Consider the following 21426-nt stretch of genomic DNA (forward strand, 5'->3'; position numbering starts at 1 on the left):
TTTTTACCAATAAACATGCTTTGTTACCAATCATATTTGCACTATTTTACTTTTATTTGAGATAAGTGATAGATAATCTTTAATATATCGGATATATATAGTATTTATAATAATTTAACTCATTAATTTTTAGAGAGTTTTCCGACAATGATAAAGGCGAGACTGTTTGTCTGGATGCCCGGCTTAGCAACGTTATTTAATTATCGTTTTGCTGATTTTGGTCCTGATATAAAAGCGGGGTTATCGGTTGCTGCAGTCGCTTTGCCTGTTGCAATTGCGTACGCCGAACTCATGGGAATAAACGCGATTATAGGGTTATATGCCTGTGTTTTTCCAATGATTATCTACGCATTATTTGGCACATCTAAACAGTTAATTATTGGTCCCGATGCGGCGACTTGTGCGGTAATCGCTGCGGCGGTCAGTCCTTTAGCTATGGGGGATGATGCGACGCGATGGCAATTGATAATTGTCATGAGTTTGATGACAGGGATTTGGTGTTTAATTGCCGCACGATTTAGGTTAGGAACTTTTGCTGATTTTTTATCACGACCTATTTTGCAAGGGTTATTAAATGGAGTCGCATTAACTATTATTGTCAGCCAGATAGGGAAAATATTTGGTATTACTCAGTTACCGAGCGGTTTTATTGAACGTTTGGTGGCGTTTCCTACCGCGCTATTAGATAGTCATATTCCTACGTTACTGATGTCAGTTGCGACGCTCGCGGTTATCATTGTGATCAAAAAAGTACGTAATCTGTGGCCATCACTATTAATTGCAATGGTTTTGGCAACCTTGGTCAGTTATGTATTTAATATTGAAAAATATGGTATCAGTATTGTAGGGGATTTAGGTGAGGGGTTACCTTTTATTCCAATGCCGCAGTTTGATCCTGGTTTAATGCGTGACCTGATCACTCCGTCACTTAACTTAGCCGTTATTAGCTTTGTTAGTTTTATGATGACGGCAAGAAGTTTTGCAAGTAAAAATGGCTATTCTGTCGATGCCGATCAAGAGTTACGAGCATTGGGAATGGCAAATCTCGCCTCAGCGTTGTCACAAGGATTTGCTGTAAGTGCCGCCAGCAGCCGTACTGCCGTTAATGATATGATGGGGGGTAAAACCCAACTCGTCTCTATTGTTGCGGCGTTAGCTATTTTAATCGTACTTTTATTTTCGGTTGATCTATTAGAGTACATCCCAATGCCAGCGTTGGGAATGGTACTGGTTGTATCGACATGGTCACTACTTAGTTTTCGTAATATTTTATCGATGCGTAAACGTAATAAGCAAGCCTTTACACTGAGCATTTTTACGTTAGGTGCAGTGCTGGTGGCAGGGTTGATTAACGGCGTGGGATTGGCAGTTTTACTGGGGTTATTACAATTTATCAGGGTTATTTTCCGCCCAACAGACCAATTGTTAGGGGTCGATGACCAAGGAATGTTGCATTCGATTTCTAAAGATAATGGCGTTCAACCTGTTGAAGACGTGCTTATCTACCGGTTTAACTCTCCATTGACCTATTTTAACGTTAACTATTTTAAAGAGCGTTTAAATAAGCATTTGGATAACCAGCCTAAACGTCCTGCATGGGTGATTGTCGATGCTGCTGTTAGTTTCACTCATAATGATGTGAGTGTTTTTTCGGCCTTGAACGATATCGTGACTGGATTAAAGGCAAAAGGAGTGACGTTAGTACTCGCGGGGAGAAGAACATCAATCAACAGTTGGCTAGAGAAAAATAAAATTAGTCGCTCAGATGATGATCTGTTAGTCGTACCTGATATCTATTTTGCTATCCGTTTGATCCAAAGTAAGCAACAAAAACAGATAAAAGAGATGGAAGAACAAGTTACGCTCTAGTTTCGATTTAAAATGAAAAACTGCACCTAATAATAACTAGGTGCAGTTTTTTTATGGTGCCAGTGAACAACACTATTTGAGGTTCACCAGCATATATAGGCGGAAAAAATAAAGCAGGACAAAGGCTGCAATCAGGTTATTGACAAAAAATGAAATCCCGTTAGATACGATATAATTCAGTTCAAACATATTAAAAAGTAAAGCGATCAGCATTTGTGATGCTAGCCAAATCATAATCATAGGTAAGATGATACGCCAATTTGCATAGGCTATTTTCCAGCTTTTACCTATTGCGCTAAATGGACTCACATTTTCGCTGATTAGCACGGCAGGGGCTAAGGAAAAGCCAATTGCAAGAAGAACCCCAGGAACGATAAACAAGTTAATCCCTATCTGCACAAGCAAAGAGCAAATGAGGACGAGTAAAAAAATAGAAGGGATTTTTGGCAATGATGAGGATAGGGCTTGCATAGCAGTAATATCTTCACCACGTGAAAGACGGTTGATATAGGATAAAACCCCACAAATTAATATGGTGCTACCTAAGATAGTGGGGAGGAGTGTACCAAAGAAAACATGGATGATCGCATTTTTTTCTTGATCTGTCATATTTTCCAACCAGTATTGGGCGCCCTGACTCCCTACTTCAGTGAGTTTTTTAAGAGATTCTAGATAAGTCACAAAGAGTTGTGGATCGGGTATCAATATAGCGTAAATAATAACGCTCACAACAGCTGCTAACAGCGCTATTGTGAATAGGCCACCTAACTGATTTTTGAAAAAATTCACACTATCATTGATGAGTGAGTTGGCCGAAATGGACATGTAACTGCTCCTATCTACAAACGGGATAAAATTTTAGCTGATTGTAACTGAGTATCTATCGCATAGGTAGAGAAAGATCAGAAAAGACTGGGGGTGAGCAAAAAAGGAGCAGTCAGCGTGAAGACTGATTAGCAAAGGCGATTTCATTTATTTTTACTATCTTTATTAAGGGATATTTTAAATGCAACTTTAAGTGGTGTATTAAATTTAAAAGTGAGGTAATCAATTCTTATTTTAAAGTATATATAACAAAAATTGATTTACATCAAAATCAAAAAAATTATAAATGGAATAATAAATTCAACTTAGTCAGATTAGGTTATCTTTATTAAAAGATGTGATCTTGATTTGAACATTAAATAAAATTAAACGGTATATTTAAACCAAAATAATAAACACAGGAATGGGATTAATAATGAAAAAACTCACTGCGCTTGTCTTAGCTGCCGCAACGCTTGCACCAGCTGCTTCATTTGCTCATGAAGCTGGCGATTTTATTTTCCGTGCAGGTACTGCAACTGTCCGTCCGAATGCAGGCTCTGATGATGTATTAGGTGGCCTAGGTCATTTTAATGCAAATAATAATACTCAATTAGGGCTGACATTCAGCTACATGGTTACCGATAATATCGGTGTGGAATTATTAGCTGCAACGCCATTCGAGCATAAAGTTAGTTTAGGTGAATTAGGCAATATTGCGACAGTTCATCATTTACCTCCTACTTTGATGGCACAATATTATTTTGGTAGTAAAGAAGATAAATTACGCCCTTACTTAGGTGCAGGTATTAACTATACTTTCTTCTTTGATGAGAAATTTAATTCAGGGGCAAAACAGCTGGGCTTGAGTGACCTTGACCTGTCTAGCTCTTGGGGCTTTGCAGCGCAAGCCGGTATGGACTACATGCTGACTGAAAATTGGATGTTAAACGCCTCTCTTTGGTGGATGGATATTGATACGGATGTTAAATTTAAATTTAACGGCGCTCAACAAAAAGTTGATACTCGCCTTGACCCATTCGTATTTATGTTTGGCGTAGGTTACCGCTTCTAATCGAATTTGCAGGATGCATAATAGGCAGATGCCTAACTTGAAATGGAATGTAGTAGTAAATCCGAGAATATTTATTCTCGGATTTTTTTTGGATACAAATTAGGAATATTTTTTTAACTAAAAATGTAATTTATCTATTATACGATTTCATAGAAAATAATAACCTCTATTTTTTATAACGATAAAATAACAAAATACCAACAATTGTTAATGTATTAAAGTAACGTAATTATTATTTTTAGGAAATATGTAAGACATATTTCTGATATAAATATCAGCCCAATTTGAGCTGATATTTATAATGGTTGATTGATGATGTATTAGCGGATTTTCATTGAGTCAATGACAGATTGGACGCCTTTTACTTTTTTAGTGACCTCTATGGCTTTATTTGCATCTGCTTTAGAATCGACAAAGCCACTTAATTGCACGCGTCCTTTAAAGGTTTCAACACTAATCTGAGTTGATTTTAGGTTTTTCTCAGCCAGTAGGGCAGATTTTACTTTAGTCGTAATGACAGTATCATCAATGTAGCCACCAGTGCCTTCAGATTTATCGGTTGGTGCACAAGCAGCTAGCGTGAAAGCCATAAAGAAAGCGACAAGTAATGCACTAACAGATTTGAATAGTTTCATCCTTTATCTCCTAAGGTGTCAAACGCCAAAATACGTGATGGTTAAGTCATCCAACAAGATCTTATCAGCATAATAAACAATGATTACAATTAGTTTCTTGCTGATAATTTTAGTATCAGTAGAAAGTGGAAAAAATTCAACTTATAGACGTCCGTAATGGCAAATTAAAATCGTAAATAAAAAACGCCATACAGGATATGGCGTTTATCGAGGGTGGGGGGATCGTTATTTTTGTGTTGCTGCCTTCATTTTTGCCACGAACTGGGTAAGTTCTGCCAGCATAATATCAGGGCGATGAAGATTATTTTCGATAATTTTAACCACGGCAGAGCCTGAAATGGCACCAGCTGCGCCATTAGCGATTGCTTCGCTAACTTGAGATGGTTCAGAAATACCAAATCCTTGTAGTGGTGGTGCTGCCTGATACTCATTTAACCGACTAATTAAGTTAGTCAATGGTGTTTCAGCACGTTTTTCTGTTCCTGTCACTCCTGCTCTTGATAATAAGTAAGTATAGCCCTGGCTATATTCACCAATTTGCTTGAGTAATGGCTCATCAGCATTTGGCGGGCAAATAAAAATAGGCGCAATACCATGTGCTAAGGCAGACTCGCGAAAGGGCTTTGACTCACGCATAGGAACATCTGCGACCAATACTGAATCGACACCAGCTTGTTGACAACGTGAATAAAAGTTATCGATGCCATTACTAAAGACCAAATTGGCATAGACAAGTAAGCCAATGGGCATATCAGGGTGTTTCTGCCTTATCTGAGCCAAAAGTTCAAAGCACAATGTTGGGGTAATATCACTTTTAAACGCCCTTAAATTCGCATTTTGGATAGTAGGACCATCAGCGAGAGGATCGGAGAAAGGAATACCAATTTCTAATGCATCAGCGCCACCAGCAATTAGGGCATCTACAATTTTTAAGGATAGCTCAGCGTCAGGATCGCCTAATGTTACGAACGGAACGAAAGCACCTTGGTTAACGCGGTTCAAGCGTTCAAAAAGTTGAGTATAACGTTCCATTAGATTTCTCCCTTACTTTTTAAAATATCATGTACGGTAAAAATATCTTTATCGCCACGGCCAGAAAGGTTCACAATCAGTAATTGTTCTTTATTTGGCTCTTTTTCCGCGAGTTTTAGTGCATACGCTAATGCATGTGATGATTCTAATGCAGGGATGATACCTTCCTTACGTGATAGCAATTTAAAGGCAACTAAGGTTTCATCATCGGTAATGGAAACATAATCCGCTCGCCCAATACTGTTTAAATGTGCATGCTGTGGTCCAACAGATGGGAAATCAAGCCCAGCGGAAATAGAGTAGGACTCTTCAATTTGCCCTTCATCCGTTTGCATCATCGGTGACTTCATACCAAAGTAGATGCCGACGCGACCATGCTTGAGTGGTGCACCGTGTTGGCCTGTTTCGATACCCAAACCCGCAGGTTCCACACCGATAAGGCGCACATTTTCTTCAGGAATAAATGATGCAAAGAGGCCAATTGCATTTGAGCCGCCACCAATACAAGCGATCACGGCGTCAGGCAGCCTTCCTTCTTTTTCGAGTACCTGTTGTTTTGCTTCATCGCCAATCATACGCTGAAAATCACGGACAATGGTTGGATATGGATGTGGGCCTGCCGCTGTTCCTAGCAAGTAATGCGCCTTATCATAACTGCCAGACCAATCTCTAAGCGCTTCATTACAAGCATCTTTTAAGGTAGCTGAGCCACTGTGTACAGGGATCACTTCCGCACCCATTAGCTTCATACGGAAAACATTGGGTGATTGGCGCTCAACATCTTTTGCCCCCATATAAATACGGCACTTCATATTAAGCAAAGCACACGCTAGAGCGGTTGCGACGCCATGTTGACCTGCACCCGTTTCAGCAATAATTTCTGTTTTACCCATTCGCTTAGCTAATAATGCTTGGCCTAATACTTGGTTAGTTTTATGTGCGCCACCATGAAGTAGATCTTCACGTTTTAGATATAGTTTCGTTTTAGTGCCTTCGGTTAAATTCCTACAGAGTGTTAATGCAGTAGGGCGACCGGCATAATTTTTAAGGAGATCATGAAATTCTTTAATAAATGTCGGATCGTTTTGAGCCTCAATAAAGGCATCTTCCAGTTGGTTAAGGGCTGGAATTAAAATCTCAGGAACATATTGTCCACCGAATTCACCAAAGTAGGGGTCTAATTTACTCATATTATTATTCGTCTCTTGATGTCATGCTATTCATATTCAATTTCAGTTCTTAGTCACTATTGCGCTACTTTTCTTGATGATTAGAGTGCTAATGAACTGAAAACTTGATTCAGTTTTTTCTCGCTTTTGATGCCCGGTTCAGTTTCAACGCCTGAGTTAAAATCCAATCCATTGCATAATAGTGTCGCAGCCTGACGGCAATTGTCGGCATTTAAGCCTCCTGCAACCATCACGCGAAATTGGCTGCTATTTGGGATCTTGCTCCAATCGAAAGTTTGACCACTGCCGCCACGACCATTATCAAGTAGCAGCAAATCAATCGGTTGCCCATCAAACTGGCTGAAATCAGGTTGTGACATATTGACGGCTTTCCAGATTTCACAATGCTCAGGTAAATGGCTACGTAGATTTTTCACATAATCGGCATCTTCATGACCATGGAGCTGCACTGCTGATAAAGCCAGCTGTTCGACCATATGGGCAACAAAATCAGCAGATTGGTCACGGAAAACACCAACATATTGTAGTGGAGCGGCATGTATTATCTGCCTTGCTTGTGACAGGGTCACTTTTCGCGGGGAGTTTTCAGCAAAAATTAAGCCGCCGTAAGTTGCTCCCGCAGCAAGGGCGGCTTGCGCATCTTGGCTTCGGGTTAGGCCACAAACTTTATGTTCCCCAATTAATAATTTTTGCAATCCTTTGTTAAGATCGGCTTGCTCCATTAAAGCACTACCAATCAGAAAACCGTTGGCAAACTGGCTCAAAGATTGAATGTGCTGGTGGCGGTGAATGCCGGATTCACTAATAATAATGGTGCCTTCTGGCAGACGCGGTGCCAATTCGCGGGTACGATTGAGGTCGATTGATAAATCGCGGAGGTCACGATTATTAATGCCAACAACTCGCGCTTTTAGTTTTATGGCTCGCTCTAACTCTTCTTCGTTACTCACCTCAGTCAGTACACCCATATTCAGTTGGTGTGCGACTTCTGCAAGTGCAATGTACTGCTCATCACTCACGACAGAGAGCATCAGTAAAATAGCATCGCCTTGATAATATCTCGCAAGGTAGATTTGGTATGGGTCAACAATGAAGTCTTTACACAAAACGGGTTGCTTAACCGTACGACTGACAGTGGTCAAATACGCCATATTCCCTTGAAAATACTTTTCATCGGTTAAGACGGAAATAGCTGACGCATAGGGTGCATAAATGTTCGCTATGACGGCAGGATCAAAATCTTCCCTAATTAGCCCTTTTGATGGTGATGCTTTTTTGCATTCCAGTATAAATACAGGGCGTTTTGCGGACAGTGCTTCATAGAAACGACGGCTCGATGGGAGCACTTTATCAATAAAGCTGTCTAAAGGTTGTTGTTGTTTACGCTCTTCCAGATAGATTAGCTTATCATCAACAATTTTTTGCAGTACGGTTGCTTTCATCTTTATTGGTTCCTTGAAGCGAGCGCAGTGACGCGATCAAATGCAGCACCACTACGAATAATATTTAGAGCGTGTTCACTATTGGCTTTTAGGTCTTCATAACCATTGATCCGCATTAGCATGGCGACATTGGCTGCAACGGCGGCTTCATGTGCAGGCTTTCCGTGACCCTGTAACAAATTACTTAGCAAAATTCGATTTTCATCTGGCGTTCCGCCTTCTAAATCAGATAGCTGATAAGCTTGCAACCCAAAATCGTCGGCATTGAGCTGATAGAAAGACAGAGCGCCTTGGTTCAATTCTGCAACTTGCGTGGTTGCATGAAGAGAAACTTCATCCATTCCACCACTGTGTACCACAGCTGCACGTGTAAAACCAAGCATTTGTAACGTTTTTGCTACAGGTTCAATTAATGACGCTTGATACACACCGATTAATGCAATAGGCGGTCGTGCAGGGTTAATTAATGGGCCTAACACATTGAATAACGTGCGTGTCTTTAATTGAGAGCGTACAGGAGCCGCATGACGGAAACCGCTGTGGTATTGAGGTGCGAATAAAAAGCAAACGCCTAATTCATCCAATGCGTCACGCGCACTTTGTGCACTTAAATCTAATGAAATACCAAAAGCAGCGAGTAGATCAGATGAGCCGGAACGACTAGAAACGCTACGGTTACCGTGTTTTGCGACTTTGATCCCCGCTTGAGCGGCAACAAAAGCACTCGCCGTTGAGATATTGATGCTATTGGCACCATCACCGCCAGTACCAACGATATCACTAAATGGGTAGTCAGGGCGTGGAAAAGGTTGTGCGTTTTCTAAGCAAGCTAAAGCGGCTCCAGCGATCTCTTCGGGTTGTTCACCTCGCATTTTCATACTGACGAGCACTCCAGCCAATTGGGCTTCCGTTAATTCACCGCGAATAATGCCATTAAAGAGCTGTTGGCTTTCTTGTTGTGTTAATGCTTGTGCACGGAATAGTTTATCGAAAATAGTTTGCATAATAGAGTCTCTTCCCTGGTTAAAATGATGGTGTTGTTGTGCCAATCGATGCTGAAAGCGCCCATGCAACGGTTTGTTCCAGTAAAATAGCCCCTTGAGTTGTTAGGATAGATTCGGGGTGGAACTGAAAACCGCAAACACGATCACTGTCATTGCGAACAGCCATAACCATGCCGTTAGATTGTGCACAAATTGTCAGTTTTTCAGGGACTTGGCTGCCGACCAAAGAGTGATAGCGCGCAACGGGAATTGGGTTATCGAGACCATCAAACATCGCTTGTTGGTCATGGGTGGCCATGGATGATTTACCATGCAAAATTTCTCCAGCAGAGGAAACATGCCCGCCATAGGCTTCAATAATCGCTTGGTGCCCTAAGCAAATACCTATCACTGGTAATTTACCGATCACTTGTTGAAGGATCGCTGGCATGCAACCCGCGTCACTTGGCTTCCCAGGTCCCGGTGATAACACCAGCAAAGGGGAATCCATGTTATTGAGGACAGATAGAATACGTTCTGCGCTGACGGTATTGCGATAAATGACCACTTGATGGCCCCCTGAGCGCAATTGGTCAACGAGGTTGTAAGTAAAGGAGTCAACATTGTCGAGTAATAGTATGTTAGCCATTAAAATAACTCCTCTGCTTGGTGTGCTTGGGCAATTGCGCGGATCACTGCGCGAGCTTTGTTACGTGTTTCATCGGCTTCGCCTTGCGGGGAGGAGTCTAAAACGACACCTCCGCCCGCTTGTACCGTAGCAATACCATTTTCCACATAGGCTGAGCGGATCACGATGCAAGTATCAAAATCCCCTTTACCAGTAAAATAGCCTACAGCGCCACCGTAAGAGCCTCTGCGCTCCTGCTCATATTCAGCAATTAATTGCATAGCGCGAACTTTGGGCGCTCCGGTCAGCGTGCCCATATTCATACACGCTTGGTATGCATGAAAGATATCGAGATCTCTGCGTAGTGTGCCAACCACCTGTGATACTAGATGCATAACAAATGAATAGCGGTCGACTTTTGTGAGGTTTGCAACATAGCGACTACCAGGCTCACAAATACGCGCTAAGTCATTACGGGCTAAGTCGACTAACATGAGGTGTTCAGCTAACTCTTTTTGGTCAGTACGCATGGAAAGTTCGATGCGGCTATCAAGATCTAAGTCAATCGCTCCCGAGGCATCACGACCACGAGGGCGAGTTCCTGCGATAGGGTAGATCTCAACTTTGCGGTCACTTGCACTGTATTTCAATGCGCTTTCAGGTGATGCGCCAAACAGTGAAAAGTCCTGATCTTGCATAAAAAACATGTAAGGACTCGGGTTTTGTGCCTTTAACTTTTGATAAGCAATTAATGGGTAAGGACAAGGCATTGAAAATTTCCGTGATGGCACGACTTGGAAAATATCACCACGATAAATGGCTTGTTTCATTGCATTGACTACCGCACCGTATTGCTGATCATTTTTGTTGGTTTCAACGTGAAATTGTTCCGTTTTCCCTAATGGAAGAGGCGATAAGAACGGACGGCATGCCGCTATCAGCTCGTTGTGACGTTGTGTGACCGTTTCTACATGGCTATCCACAGTCGAAAAAATAGCGCTCTTTAGGCGTGCCGCTTGATTTTGATGGTCGATCACTAAATAGTGTTCTGCGACAAAAAAACAGTAATCAGGGCAATTATTTATCGTTTTCACTTCAGGAAGTGATTCAAAACTGGCAATTAAATCATAGGCAAATAACCCACCGACAAATAGGTTTTCAGATTTTTGTGAAGTCGCTTGAGCCAATGTTGGCAATAAACGCAATACATCTAAGCATGATGCGCTTTTTAAGCGGCTGTCTTCGTCAAGATCACCATTCGGTTGGCTAAATGTCATCGTCAAATGTTGTGCTGATAGTTCATAATGTTGAGCTTTATCAGCTAGTTGTGTTGCTATGACTGGGAGTAATTGAGCACCATTTTCAGTCAATGCTTCAACGTCTACCCGTTGACCAAATGCACGAATGCGTAGCGCACTTTCGACAATCAATAGGCTTTGTAAATTGGCTTTGCTGTTGATCTCTGCGGACTCCAGTAACATAGTTGCTGGAATGTCGTGGCACAGGTGATGAAACAGCAATGTTGGATCTTGCTGATAGTTAATTGGACTATCCAGAAAACTAAAATGTGCTAATGTTGTGTTTTGGTTATTCATTTTATTGCCTTTTAACAGTTTTTAGACATAAAAAAACCCGCTGGTGAAGGCGGGTTAGGCACTTAGGCATATTTAATCTATGCGTGTGCGGCATCCGCCCAATTTGGGAAGTTGCGCCACCAACGATTTGATAGATTAAGAATATTCATACAGTGCCTCTCTGGATAATCACATTAATACGGGTCAGTAACTTGTCTCGTGTACTAGTAAACTGGATCACGTGAGTTGTGTCAAGCGGTTTGTTATTTATATTTAGGAAAAATATCCAGAAACGGGAAAAAGGAGTGAAATAGGCTATGTCACAATTTTCGAGCCCATTAATGACCCGATATGATTTACATTGCCATACTCAGGCTTCTGACGGTGATTTGTCGCCCATTGAGGTTGTTGAGCGAGCAATTGAGATGGGGGTTAACGTACTTTCTATTACTGACCATGATACCTGTGAAGGTGTTATTGAGGCTCGTGAATACCTTTCACACGCACAACGCCCTTTAACCTTGATTAATGGCGTTGAAATTTCCACCTTATGGGAAAATATTGAAATTCATATTGTGGGATTAAATTTTTCACCTACAGCATCCGCAATGGTTGAGCTATTAGAGCGGCAATCGGTATTACGGGTCGAGCGCGGAAAGGAGATTGGCCGTCGCCTACAAAAAGCAGGCATAGCGGATGCATGGGAAAATGCGTTAGAAATAGCCCAAGGTGGACAAGTCACCAGAGCGCATTTTGCTCAGTATTTGGTAAAAACGGGGAAAGAGAAAACTATCAGTAACGTTTTTAAGCGTTATCTATCAAAGGGGAAAACGGGCTATGTTCCGGCAAAATGGTGCACCATTGATGAGGCCGTTAAGGTGATCCAGCAAGCTGGGGGCGTGGCTGTACTCGCGCATCCCTCGAAATATCAACTTTCGAATAAATGGCTGAAACGCTTGATAGCTTATTTTAAACAGTGTCAGGGGGATGCAATGGAAGTGTCTCATTGTCAGCAACCTGCCAATGAAAAGCAGTATCTAGATGAACTTGCACAATCCGCGAATTTAAAAACGTCAATGGGCTCCGATTTCCATCGTCCATGTTCGTGGATTGAACTTGGGCGTAACCTGTGGCTGCCTGATGATCAACGGGCGGTTTGGACATTATGGGACGAAGTAAAAACGACATAATGCGTTGATGTATAATAAATGCGGTGTAAAATATAACAGTGATACTTCAATTTGGGTTGAGTGTGCAGTGGGAGTGATATACCGAGCACGATGCTAGCCACATAGTTATCCTCTCGATATTCTCATTTCCAGTGAAACAACCTGAGTGATTTGGAAAGTCATTAAAGTAGTGCGTCTTTTTAGAGATGTGTTTTCTTATTGTAAATAGATAGTGCCATTTTAAGGTTTTTACCGGATGATGCTGTCAATACTAAAGATCAGAGGTCTGTATGAGTCAGTTTTTTTATATCCATCCGGATAATCCCCAAGCTCGGTTAATCAACCAGAGTGTTGAAATTTTAAATAAGGGCGGCGTTATCGTTTACCCAACCGATTCTGGGTATGCAATAGGCTGCCGGTTGGAAGAGAAAGAGGCATTGCAGCGTATTTGTCGCATACGTCAACTTGATGCCAACCATAACTTTACTTTGATGTGCAGAGATCTCTCTGAGCTATCAAATTATGCACATGTTGATAATACGGCATTCCGGTTAATTAAAAATAATACGCCCGGCAACTACACGTTTATTCTGCGCGGAACTAAAGAAGTACCTCGCCGCTTAATGAATGAAAAACGTAAAACCATTGGGTTAAGGGTTCCGTCTAATCCTATCGCTCGAGACCTCCTTGAAGCTGTTGGTGAGCCATTAATGTCAACCAGCCTCATTATGCCGGGGGATGACTTTACGCAGTCAGATCCTGAAGAGATCCGTGATTTACTCGGTAAACAGGTCGATTTAGTTATCCACGGTGGTTACATTGGTCAAAAACCCACAACAGTAATTGATTTCACGGATGATAGCCCGGTTGTCGTTCGTGTCGGTACTGGTGACCCATCTCCTTTCGAATAAGCGATAATCATCGCGGGTCGATTAATAATAGGGCATCCTCATAAACCTGTGTATAATACGCAGGTTTTCCAATTCGTTATTTTTCGTCACTGTGTACGAAAAACTATTTGACGCCTGTGAAGGCGACATTTGAGGGTTATATGAGCGCTAAACCGCAAAAAACTGAGAAGCTACAAAAAATTCTTGCCCGCTCTGGGCATGGTTCCCGTCGTGAAATTGAAACTTTTCTAAAAGAAGGGCGCATTAGTGTCGATGGTAAAATCGCGACGCTAGGTGATCGTATTGAAGTAAAACCGGCGACTAAAATTAGATTAGATGGTCGGATATTAGCGATAAAAGAACCTGAAAAAGAGATCTGTCGTGTCATGGCTTATTACAAGCCAGAAGGTGAACTATGTACTCGCCATGATCCAGAAGGTCGCCCGACAGTATTTACGCGTTTACCAAAACTTGTGGGAGCTCGCTGGATTGCGGTTGGTCGCCTCGATGTGAACACAAGTGGGTTATTACTGTTTACTACCGATGGTGAACTGGCTAACCGTTTAATGCATCCAAGTCGCGAAGTTGAGCGTGAATATGCTGTTCGTGTATTTGGGGAAATCACTGATGCAAAAATACGTCAATTAACTCAAGGCGTTCAGCTTGAAGATGGCCCGGCCGCATTTAAAACGGTTTCTTTCCGTGGCGGTGAAGGGATGAACCAATGGTATAACGTGACCTTAACAGAAGGGCGTAACCGTGAAGTACGCCGTTTGTGGGAAGCCGTTGGGGTCCAAGTCAGCCGCTTGATCCGGGTGCGATACGGTGATATTGACCTGCCTAAAGGTCTGCCGCGTGGTGGCTGGACTGAGTTAGGCCTACAACAAACCAATTACCTAAGAGAGTTGGTTGGGCTTGAAGCTGAAACAGAAACTAAGGTGGCTGTTGAACGAGACCAACGACGCATCAAAGCAAACCAGATCCGTCGTGCGGTTAAACGCCATTCACAAGTAGCAGCAAGGCCTGCGTCTAAACGTCAATCATCTCGACCAACAGCAAAGCGTCGTACACGCATTTAATGACTTTGGCTTGTGTTGATTTATCGAAAAGGTTATAGAGTTATCTATAACCTTTTTTATTAGTTTTGGTTATGTATTTGTCACAAAATGATACAAACTCATTTGAGAATATTCTGTGTTTAAGTTACCGTTATGATGTAAAGGAATAAACAAAGGTAAATTATACTACATGTTTAGTTTTCGATTAATAAAGGCGTTGATGATACTTTGCTTAAGCGTAATGATTAGTGGATGTGATAATAATCAAAGCATAATATCAGAAAGCGGGCGTTTTTATTTTACGAATGATACATCAGATAGTTTCATTTTTTTTATGGATTACCATCCGATTGTTGTTCCTAATCAAAGTGTGGGAAGCCTCTTATTGAAGCCTGGTGTCCACGTTATGATAACGACGACGGGGGAACCTGTTCAGTTTATTGTTTACCCAGGCAATAAAGGTGGCATTCTCAACCCAACTCAGCAATTTTATTACGCGTACAATTATGTGTATGGGACAGAAGGGATCCCATCACTTCACCATCTGAACAAACAATCGCTGGTGGTGGGTCACTATCAACTCAGTGGTAGAATAAATAGCAGTAACGATTATATCATTGATAATAATGTGTTTAACTGTGATATTCCAGTTGGTGAACAAGCACCAGAAGCGCTATCAAGCTCGGCTGCCGTTAGCCAAGTAAAAACGAAGTGTTTAACACATAAGGAGCTGACTGACCTAATCCACCGTGGCGATGCCTTTATATCACAATTAATGGTGAAAAAAGTGCCTCATGGTGAAAAGCAATCGGTCACAGTGCATTTCGATTACCCACTCACGACACCTAATTTTACCGATGAAGTTCTGCAAATGTATGCACAAGAAGTGGTTGGGTTGGTTAATAGTTTTCGTCGCTCTTTAGACCCACAACGAAAACAGTTCTATTATAACGAATACCACAATAAAATTTCACACATGGCAGTGATTTATAGCCAAATGAGAAATGATGGCACGGCATTACTTGAAAAATGCAAATATGCAGAGTTTATGCAGCAAACCCGAGCGATCTTCGGTGCCGGCATTCTGATGATGTAATTAAATTGCCGATACACAGTTGCTATGTATCGGCAGATGAATACGATTACCAGTCAATCCCTTTTTGTGCTTTTATTCCAGCATCAAAAGCATGTTTCACAGGGCGCATTTCAGTAACGGTGTCAGCTAAAGTAAGCAGTTCGCGGTGACAGCCTCGCCCAGTAATAATCACTGATTGGTGCTCAGGGCGATCAGTTAATGCGTCTATAACCTCTTCCAATGGCAGATAGTCATAGCTAATCATATAGGTGATCTCATCAAGTACCACTAAATCGATGGATGGATCAGCCAGTAACCGCAGCGCATATTGCCATGTATCAAGGCAAGCGAGAGTATCAGCTTCTTTGTCCTGAGTCTCCCAGGTAAAACCGGTAGACATGACATAAAAAGGAACGCCGTGAGGCTCTAATAATTCTCGCTCACCATTATCCCAACTGCCTTTAATAAATTGCACGACAGCGGCTTTTTGTCCATGACCGACAGCACGGCATACTGTACCGAACGCTGCTGTTGTTTTACCTTTGCCGTTTCCTGTAAAAACTAGCAAGATACCTCGTTCGATTTGCGCAGATTCAATTCGAGCATCAACCTTTTCTTTCAAACGTTGTTGACGCTCTTCATGCCGGCTTTGAGACATAAAAATTACTCCGTTGTTTTAACATTTTGAGCGGGTTGAGCGTCAAAACTAATGCCTGTTTTACGCAAGCTATCATTACTCATAAGATATAAGTAAATTGGCATAATGTCGGCTGGTGCTTTGATAGTCATTGGATCTTCATCTGGTGCTGCACTGGCACGCATACTGGTGCGAGTACGCCCTGGATTGATACAGTTAACACGCAAGCCACTGTTTTTATACTCTTCGGCAAGGATCTGCATTAAGCCTTCAGTGGCAAATTTAGAAACTGAGTAGGCTCCCCAGTCTGCACGGCCTTTTTTACCGACGCTGGAACTGGTGAAAACGAGCGATGCTGTTGGTGCTTTCAGTAATAAAGGCAACAGCACTTGAGTTAACATAAACGACGCATTGACATTAACTTGCATAACGTCATGCCATAAATCGACAGGTTGTTCGATAATTGGGGCAACAACCCCTAAAAGACCTGCATTATGCAATACGCCATCTAGATAAGGGTGTTTTTTAGCAATATCGTTGGCTAACTCAACATATTGTTCATGAGGTGCTGTCAACAAGTCAACGACATAGATATCTGCGGCCTTACCGGTTAATGTTTCGATTTCTTGGCTAACGGCTTCAAGTTTATGCTGTGTCCTACCGACTAAAATCAAAGAGGCGCCGAAGCGAGCATAGGTTAATGCGGCTTCACGGCCAATTCCATCACCGGCCCCAGTAACCAAAAGGGTTTTGCCACTTAAAAGGTCATGTTTAGGTTGATAGTGGAGCATGGTATTTTTCCTATCCTATTTGTTAACAGTTACGATATCATCTCATTGATTGATGCTATTGGCTAATGTAGCGTAGAAATTTAAGTAAGATTACGATAGAAACGACGTTATTTTACTGGTTGTTTAATAGCAATCATGAGACTATTTTTATCAAGATAAATATGAGAAGGATGATTTTGTGGAGTATTTCTCTCTGTATGGACTGTTTTTGGCAAAAGTCGTCACAATAGTCGTTGCAATTATTGCTTTGGCTGTTTTTGTTTTTGGTGTCGGAATGCGTCGCCAAGGTGGGCGAGGTGAATTGAAAATTACCGACTTAGGGGAACGTTATCGCGAACGCCAGCGCCAAATGCAGCAAGTAAAAATGAATGATTCTGAGCATAAAGCTTGGGTAAAAGCCTTTAAAAAGCAACAGAAAGCAAAGGCGAAAAGTGAAAAAGCAGGGGCAAAAGCAGGCCAATCAACGGTCAAAAAACCGTGTTTATATGTCTTAGATTTTAAAGGCAGTATGGATGCTCGTGAAGTCGGCTCTTTAAGAGAAGAAATCAGCGCTATTCTAGCCGTGGCGGAACAAGACGATGAAGTTTTGCTGCGTCTTGAAAGCCCTGGGGGCATGGTACATGGATACGGCTTAGCGGCATCACAGCTTTCCCGTTTAAAAGAAAAAAATATTCCGTTGACTATCGCGGTTGATAAAGTGGCCGCAAGTGGCGGTTATATGATGGCGTGTATTGCGTCGAAGATTGTTGCGGCTCCATTTGCCATCATTGGTTCTATTGGGGTAGTTGCACAAGTGCCAAATATTCACCGCTTATTAAAAAAACATGATGTAGATGTTGAATTGCATACGGCGGGTGAATACAAACGCACATTAACTATGCTTGGTGAAAATACCGAACAAGGACGTAAGAAATTCATCGAAGATCTGAATGAAACTCACGAGTTATTTAAACAGTTTGTGCATCATAATCGTCCATCATTAGATATTGACGCGGTGGCTACTGGAGAATATTGGTATGGTACTCAAGCACTTGATAAAGGCTTAATTGACCAAATTGGCGTGAGTGACGATATTATTATTTCAGCAATAGAGACTAAAGAAATCATCAGTATTCGCTATACACAAGGTAAAAAGATGTTAGAACGTTTTACGGGTAGCATGTCTGAAAATATTGATAAATTGTTATTGCGTTGGTGGCAGCGCGGGCAAAAACCTTTTATGTAATTAAATTAAGATTCGGTTTTCTCGCAAAAAATAGATTTCGTAACTATCATTAATTACCGGCGCTTAGCCGGTAATTTTTTGGCTACGTCTCTTTACTTAAGACGGTATTGCTCAGAAAGAATATGAGACAAATGTTTATACATGTTGAATGCCGCCGTGCTTTTCGCTGTTGGAATACCATTGGCATCTAAAAAGCATTCACCTTTGAACACTAAGGTATCACGATGCTGCTCTACCGTATCAACGAACATGCCATGAATGAAGTCTTCGTGTTTCCTTATGATCTCATTAGCTTTTTCGAGAAGTTCATTTTGTGTTATAGATTGGATATTGTTGTCCATAAGTTAGCCCCCTTAAAAAAATAATTGGTTGCGTCTGGCGTTTTATCAGGTAGAGTGTGTGCTTTTCGTTGGCAATAATTAGCCATTATATGGCTAAAATCAGTCAGCTAGAACACTTTATGTTCTTTTTAGCATAGCGTGATTAGCTTGGTAGTTTTTGCGTAAACGCAAACTATTTGAAGAAATTATATTGATATATTGCAATTGTGCCGCAATATAAAAAAGAGATTTTCATTTTGTGCATTTTCATGTAGAAATGCGCCATTGTAGAAATTTAGGTAAAGGTAAATATGGGTAAAGCTCTTGTTATCGTGGAGTCCCCGGCAAAAGCCAAAACGATCAATAAGTATCTTGGCAGTGGCTACGTTGTAAAAAGCAGCGTTGGCCACATTCGCGATCTGCCGAAAAGCGGGTCCGGCTCACAAAAGAGTACAGGCTCATCTACCGACAAAACTAAAAAGGTTAAAAAAGATCCTCAAGCCGCGCTTGTAAAGCGTATGGGGGTCGATCCTTACCATGGTTGGAAAGCAAACTATCAGATCTTACCGGGTAAGGAAAAGGTGGTTTCTGAATTACAAGCTTTAGCGGCAGATGCAGACCATGTCTATCTTGCGACGGACCTTGACCGCGAAGGGGAAGCTATTGCATGGCACTTACGCGAAGTGATTGGTGGTGAAGACTCTCGCTTTAGCCGTGTTGTGTTTAACGAAATTACTAAAAATGCGATCACTCAGGCGTTTGATAGCCCTGGCGAACTCAATATCGATAGAGTTAATGCTCAACAAGCTCGCCGTTTCATGGATCGCGTAGTAGGTTATATGGTATCGCCGCTGTTATGGAAAAAAGTGGCGAGAGGGTTATCTGCAGGTCGCGTACAATCCGTTGCGGTACGTTTGATTGTCGAACGTGAACGTGAAATTAAAGCGTTTGTGCCGGAAGAATATTGGGAACTTCATGCGGATTTGGCGGATAAAAGTACGGCTGCATTACGTATGCAGGTTACGCATCAATTAGGCAAAGCGTTCAAGCCAGTCACTAAGGCGCAAACTGACGCTGCGGTGAGTTTGCTAGAAAAAGCACGCTTCCAAGTGATTGACCGTGAAGACCGACCCACATCCAGCAAGCCGAGTGCGCCTTTTATCACATCAACGCTGCAACAAGCCGCTAGCACCCGTCTTGGGTTTGGTGTGAAGAAGACCATGATGATGGCTCAGCGCCTTTATGAAGCGGGTTATATTACCTATATGCGTACTGACTCAACTAACTTGAGCCAAGATGCATTAAATATGGTACGTGGCTATATTAGCGATAATTTTGGCGAAAAATATCTGCCTAAAGACGCCAATATTTACACTAGCAAAGATAATTCGCAAGAAGCGCACGAAGCTATCCGTCCTTCCAGTGTTGATGTTCTACCCGATGCACTGAAAGATATGGAATCAGATGCGAAAAAGCTCTATCAGTTAATTTGGAATCAATTTGTGGCATGTCAAATGACGCCTGCAAAATATGATTCAACAACATTAACGGTGAAAGCAGGGGATTTTGAGCTAAAAGCGAAAGGCCGTACATTGCGTTTCGATGGTTGGACGCGAGTGATGCCTGCACTGCGCAAAAATGATGAAGACAAAACATTGCCACCAATCCAAGTAGGCTCTGAATTGTCGCTGGTTGAATTGTTGCCAAGTCAGCACTTTACGAAACCACCAGCACGTTTTAGCGAAGCCTCCTTAGTTAAGGAGCTTGAGAAGCGCGGTATTGGTCGTCCATCAACCTATGCGGCAATTATCTCTACGATCCAAGATAGAGGTTACGTTAAGGTTGAGAACCGTCGTTTTTATGCGGAGAAAATGGGTGAAATCGTGACAGATAGGTTGGAAGAAAACTTCAATGACCTAATGAACTATGATTTTACTGCGCGCATGGAAGATCAGCTTGACCATATTGCTAATCACGAAGCAGAGTGGAAAGCGGTGCTTGATGAATTTTTCTCTGATTTTAGCAAACAGCTAGATATTGCAGAGAGAGATCCTGAAGAAGGCGGAATGCGCACGAACCCTATGGTGATCACTTCAATTACTTGTCCTGATTGTGAACGTCATATGGGGATCCGTACAGCTTCAACAGGGGTGTTCCTCGGTTGTGAAGGCTATGCGTTACCACCAAAAGAACGCTGCAAAAAAACCATCAATTTGATCCCTGAACATGAAGTATTGAATATTCTTGAGGGGGATGATGCGGAAACCAACGCGCTGCGTGCTAAGCGTCGCTGTCCAGAATGCAGTACAGCAATGGATAGCTACCTGATTGATAATCAACGCAAACTGCATGTGTGTGGTAACAACCCAGCTTGTGAAGGTTATGAGATTGAAGAGGGTGAGTTCCGCATTAAGGGTTATGACGGCCCAGTAATTGAGTGTGATAAATGCGGTTCAGAAATGCACCTAAAAACAGGGCGCTTTGGGCCTTATATGGGGTGCACAAATGAAGAGTGTAAAAACACCCGTAAGATCTTAAAAAATGGTGAGATTGCTCCACCAAAAGAGGATCCGGTACCATTACCTGAATTACCTTGCGAAAAATCAGATGCGTATTTTGTGTTGCGCGATGGTGCGGCTGGCGTATTCCTAGCGGCAAACACCTTCCCGAAATCACGAGAAACGCGAGCGCCATTGGTTGAGGAGTTGCAACGCTTTAGAGATAGACTACCTGAAAAGCTGGTTTATTTAGCTGACGCGCCTGCAAAAGATCCTGATGGTAATCCAACCGTTGTGCGTTTTAGCCGTAAGACGAAACAGCAATATGTTTCTTCAGAGAAAAATGGCAAAGCCACAGGTTGGAGTGCATTTTTTGTAGACGGCAAATGGGAAGTGAAAGAGAAATAATCATTCACTGACGTTAGCGATTAAAAGGCGATAGGTTAATTTCTATCGCCTTTTTCATTTCTGTTGTTCATCATTTTCTGTGAGCCTACGAGGTTTTTATCATTAACCACAGACAGACTCTCC

At 42.0% G+C, this 21426-nt stretch carries 17 protein-coding genes, 1 pseudogene and 1 other annotated feature; of the genes and pseudogenes, 8 read left to right on the plus strand and 10 right to left on the minus strand.

Features of this window, described 5'->3' with window-relative positions; translation table 11 throughout:
* Positions 1–147: 147 nt before the first annotated feature.
* Positions 148–1869 carry a SulP family inorganic anion transporter gene (locus PR709_RS02445; RefSeq protein ID WP_004920224.1) on the plus strand — a complete coding sequence of 574 codons (1722 nt, stop codon included), beginning with the start codon at positions 148–150 and terminating at the stop codon, positions 1867–1869.
* 72 nt (positions 1870–1941) lie between these two features.
* Here PR709_RS02445 and PR709_RS02450 read toward each other — a convergent pair whose 3' ends face one another.
* The gene (locus PR709_RS02450) at positions 1942–2694 is read right to left on the minus strand and encodes a YciC family protein (RefSeq protein WP_004920220.1); all 753 of its coding nucleotides are present in this window, start codon (positions 2692–2694) and stop codon (positions 1942–1944) included.
* A gap of 415 nt (positions 2695–3109) precedes the next feature.
* On the opposite strand from PR709_RS02450, the gene ompW reads away from it, so the two are divergent.
* A complete protein-coding gene (ompW, locus tag PR709_RS02455) occupies positions 3110–3748 on the plus strand; it encodes an outer membrane protein OmpW (RefSeq protein ID WP_014656056.1) in 639 nt (212 codons plus the stop codon).
* Between the two features lie 320 nt (positions 3749–4068).
* Here the strand turns inward: ompW and PR709_RS02460 are convergent, their stop codons facing one another.
* The 6 genes and pseudogenes from PR709_RS02460 to PR709_RS02485 all read right to left on the minus strand — a co-directional run bounded on the left by PR709_RS02460 (position 4069) and on the right by PR709_RS02485 (position 11253).
* On the minus strand, positions 4069–4383 hold the full coding sequence (locus tag PR709_RS02460) for a BON domain-containing protein (RefSeq protein ID WP_004920212.1): 315 nt from the start codon (positions 4381–4383) through the stop codon (positions 4069–4071).
* A gap of 225 nt (positions 4384–4608) precedes the next feature.
* Positions 4609–5415: a tryptophan synthase subunit alpha gene (trpA, locus tag PR709_RS02465; RefSeq protein ID WP_004920208.1), complete on the minus strand. Its 807-nt coding sequence runs from the start codon at positions 5413–5415 to the stop codon at positions 4609–4611.
* Positions 5415–6605 (minus strand): tryptophan synthase subunit beta, encoded by a 1191-nt coding sequence (trpB, locus tag PR709_RS02470; RefSeq protein WP_004920204.1) that lies wholly within the window; start codon positions 6603–6605, stop codon positions 5415–5417. Before trpB ends, trpA begins: the two co-directional genes overlap by 1 nt.
* Before the next feature lie 80 nt (positions 6606–6685).
* The gene (gene trpCF, locus PR709_RS02475; RefSeq protein ID WP_004920201.1) at positions 6686–8047 is read right to left on the minus strand and encodes a bifunctional indole-3-glycerol-phosphate synthase TrpC/phosphoribosylanthranilate isomerase TrpF; all 1362 of its coding nucleotides are present in this window, start codon (positions 8045–8047) and stop codon (positions 6686–6688) included.
* A gap of 2 nt (positions 8048–8049) precedes the next feature.
* Positions 8050–9679 (minus strand): annotated as a pseudogene (gene trpD / locus PR709_RS02480) (bifunctional anthranilate synthase glutamate amidotransferase component TrpG/anthranilate phosphoribosyltransferase TrpD).
* Positions 9679–11253, minus strand: a complete 1575-nt coding sequence (locus tag PR709_RS02485; protein WP_036940367.1) for an anthranilate synthase component 1 — start codon at positions 11251–11253, stop codon at positions 9679–9681. Before PR709_RS02485 ends, trpD begins: the two are co-directional and overlap by 1 nt.
* 27 nt (positions 11254–11280) lie before the next feature.
* Positions 11281–11381 (minus strand) — a sequence feature (Trp leader region).
* Positions 11382–11549: 168 nt separating this feature from the next.
* On the opposite strand from PR709_RS02485, the gene rnm reads away from it, so the two are divergent.
* From rnm to PR709_RS02505, 4 genes are all read left to right on the plus strand, one after another.
* Positions 11550–12422, plus strand: a complete 873-nt coding sequence (gene rnm, locus PR709_RS02490) for an RNase RNM (protein ID WP_014656053.1) — start codon at positions 11550–11552, stop codon at positions 12420–12422.
* A 269-nt stretch (positions 12423–12691) separates the two neighbouring features.
* Positions 12692–13312 (plus strand): L-threonylcarbamoyladenylate synthase, encoded by a 621-nt coding sequence (locus tag PR709_RS02495; protein ID WP_004920184.1) that lies wholly within the window; start codon positions 12692–12694, stop codon positions 13310–13312.
* A 140-nt stretch (positions 13313–13452) separates the two neighbouring features.
* Positions 13453–14370, plus strand: coding sequence for a 23S rRNA pseudouridine(2605) synthase RluB (rluB, locus tag PR709_RS02500; RefSeq protein WP_014656052.1), 918 nt, complete (start codon positions 13453–13455; stop codon positions 14368–14370).
* A gap of 385 nt (positions 14371–14755) precedes the next feature.
* Positions 14756–15445 carry a hypothetical protein gene (locus tag PR709_RS02505; RefSeq protein WP_131728126.1) on the plus strand — a complete coding sequence of 230 codons (690 nt, stop codon included), beginning with the start codon at positions 14756–14758 and terminating at the stop codon, positions 15443–15445.
* 46 nt (positions 15446–15491) lie between these two features.
* Here PR709_RS02505 and cobO read toward each other — a convergent pair whose 3' ends face one another.
* Positions 15492–16082, minus strand: a complete 591-nt coding sequence (gene cobO, locus PR709_RS02510; RefSeq protein ID WP_272570701.1) for a cob(I)yrinic acid a,c-diamide adenosyltransferase — start codon at positions 16080–16082, stop codon at positions 15492–15494.
* 5 nt (positions 16083–16087) lie between these two features.
* Positions 16088–16852, minus strand: a complete 765-nt coding sequence (locus PR709_RS02515; protein ID WP_060561047.1) for a YciK family oxidoreductase — start codon at positions 16850–16852, stop codon at positions 16088–16090.
* A 178-nt stretch (positions 16853–17030) separates the two neighbouring features.
* Here PR709_RS02515 and sohB point away from each other — a divergent pair, with 178 nt between their 5' ends.
* Positions 17031–18077, plus strand: coding sequence for a protease SohB (gene sohB, locus PR709_RS02520; protein ID WP_004920172.1), 1047 nt, complete (start codon positions 17031–17033; stop codon positions 18075–18077).
* Between the two features lie 92 nt (positions 18078–18169).
* Here the strand turns inward: sohB and PR709_RS02525 are convergent, their stop codons facing one another.
* Positions 18170–18418 carry a DUF2498 family protein gene (locus PR709_RS02525; RefSeq protein WP_004920169.1) on the minus strand — a complete coding sequence of 83 codons (249 nt, stop codon included), beginning with the start codon at positions 18416–18418 and terminating at the stop codon, positions 18170–18172.
* Positions 18419–18708: 290 nt separating this feature from the next.
* Between PR709_RS02525 and topA the strand changes: the two genes are divergently transcribed.
* The gene (topA, locus tag PR709_RS02530; RefSeq protein ID WP_004920164.1) at positions 18709–21303 is read left to right on the plus strand and encodes a type I DNA topoisomerase; all 2595 of its coding nucleotides are present in this window, start codon (positions 18709–18711) and stop codon (positions 21301–21303) included.
* Positions 21304–21426 lie beyond the last annotated feature (123 nt).

Source organism: Providencia sp. PROV267 (assembly GCF_028477825.1).
Lineage (GTDB): Bacteria > Pseudomonadota > Gammaproteobacteria > Enterobacterales > Enterobacteriaceae > Providencia > Providencia stuartii.

Excerpts from the sequence above, each read along its gene's own strand:
- PR709_RS02445 (WP_004920224.1), top strand. The coding sequence starts at position 148 with ATGATAAAGGCGAGACTGTTTGTCTGGATGCCCGGCTTAGCAACGTTA.
- PR709_RS02450 (WP_004920220.1), bottom strand. The coding sequence starts at position 2,694 with ATGTCCATTTCGGCCAACTCACTCATCAATGATAGTGTGAATTTTTTC.
- ompW (WP_014656056.1), top strand. The coding sequence starts at position 3,110 with ATGAAAAAACTCACTGCGCTTGTCTTAGCTGCCGCAACGCTTGCACCA.
- PR709_RS02460 (WP_004920212.1), bottom strand. The coding sequence starts at position 4,383 with ATGAAACTATTCAAATCTGTTAGTGCATTACTTGTCGCTTTCTTTATG.
- trpA (WP_004920208.1), bottom strand. The coding sequence starts at position 5,415 with ATGGAACGTTATACTCAACTTTTTGAACGCTTGAACCGCGTTAACCAA.
- trpB (WP_004920204.1), bottom strand. The coding sequence starts at position 6,605 with ATGAGTAAATTAGACCCCTACTTTGGTGAATTCGGTGGACAATATGTT.
- trpCF (WP_004920201.1), bottom strand. The coding sequence starts at position 8,047 with ATGAAAGCAACCGTACTGCAAAAAATTGTTGATGATAAGCTAATCTAT.
- PR709_RS02485 (WP_036940367.1), bottom strand. The coding sequence starts at position 11,253 with ATGAATAACCAAAACACAACATTAGCACATTTTAGTTTTCTGGATAGT.
- rnm (WP_014656053.1), top strand. The coding sequence starts at position 11,550 with ATGTCACAATTTTCGAGCCCATTAATGACCCGATATGATTTACATTGC.
- PR709_RS02495 (WP_004920184.1), top strand. The coding sequence starts at position 12,692 with ATGAGTCAGTTTTTTTATATCCATCCGGATAATCCCCAAGCTCGGTTA.
- rluB (WP_014656052.1), top strand. The coding sequence starts at position 13,453 with ATGAGCGCTAAACCGCAAAAAACTGAGAAGCTACAAAAAATTCTTGCC.
- PR709_RS02505 (WP_131728126.1), top strand. The coding sequence starts at position 14,756 with ATGATAACGACGACGGGGGAACCTGTTCAGTTTATTGTTTACCCAGGC.
- cobO (WP_272570701.1), bottom strand. The coding sequence starts at position 16,082 with ATGTCTCAAAGCCGGCATGAAGAGCGTCAACAACGTTTGAAAGAAAAG.
- PR709_RS02515 (WP_060561047.1), bottom strand. The coding sequence starts at position 16,852 with ATGCTCCACTATCAACCTAAACATGACCTTTTAAGTGGCAAAACCCTT.
- PR709_RS02525 (WP_004920169.1), bottom strand. The coding sequence starts at position 18,418 with ATGGACAACAATATCCAATCTATAACACAAAATGAACTTCTCGAAAAA.
- topA (WP_004920164.1), top strand. The coding sequence starts at position 18,709 with ATGGGTAAAGCTCTTGTTATCGTGGAGTCCCCGGCAAAAGCCAAAACG.